Here is a 277-nt window from a genome sequence, read left to right as displayed (position 1 = left end):
GTCGTACAGCACGAACACCTGAACCCCCTCGGCGGCCTTGCGCAGCAGCAGTTGCTGCAGCGCTTTGCCAAGGCCGTCGTCATGGATGATGAAGAATTTTACCAGCACCACGTCGCGGGCTTTTTCGATGGCAGTGAAGATGGCATCGAATGTCGCCTTGCCATTGATCAGGAGCTTCACCTGGTTGTTGGCCAGGCAGGGCATGCGCCCGAGCTTGGGCAGGGCGCGCAGGGCCGCATAGCTTTCCGACTCGCGGGCGGTGAGGGCTTCTTCTACC

The 277-nt window shown here is 61.0% G+C and carries 1 pseudogene; it reads right to left on the bottom strand.

Annotation, left to right across the window (positions count from 1 at the left end):
• Positions 1-277: pseudogene (locus tag FQ668_RS27430) on the bottom strand (cardiolipin synthase); the annotation flags it as partial.

This window comes from Pseudomonas sp. Kh14 (assembly GCF_900291005.1).
GTDB lineage: Bacteria > Pseudomonadota > Gammaproteobacteria > Pseudomonadales > Pseudomonadaceae > Aquipseudomonas > Aquipseudomonas alloputida.
This window is presented reverse-complemented; position numbering and strand designations above follow the sequence as displayed.